The following is a 239-nucleotide window of genomic DNA, read 5'->3' as shown; positions in this document are numbered from 1 at the left end:
CGGTCGCCGACCACGACCGGGTCTCCAAGATCCTGGGCGCCCAGCTCCAGGAGAGCGAGCTGCAGGCGAAGCACACGGTGCGCGAGGCCCTCACCCTGTACGCGGCCTTCTATCCGCACCCGGCCGACTGGCGCCCGCTCGCCGAGCGCCTCGGTCTCACCGCCCACCTGGACGCCCGCTCCGGGAAACTCTCCGGCGTCCAGAAGCAGCGTCTGTTCATCGCCCTCGCGCTGATCGGC

General features: G+C 71.5%; 1 pseudogene. It reads left to right on the top strand.

The annotated features are described in order from the left end of the window. Positions 1–239: pseudogene (locus J0695_RS43570) on the top strand (ABC transporter ATP-binding protein); the annotation flags it as partial.

This window comes from Streptomyces beijiangensis (assembly GCF_017315755.1).
Lineage (GTDB): Bacteria > Actinomycetota > Actinomycetes > Streptomycetales > Streptomycetaceae > Streptomyces > Streptomyces beijiangensis.
The sequence above is the reverse complement of the archived record's forward strand: the minus strand, read 5'-3'. Positions and strand labels throughout refer to the sequence as shown.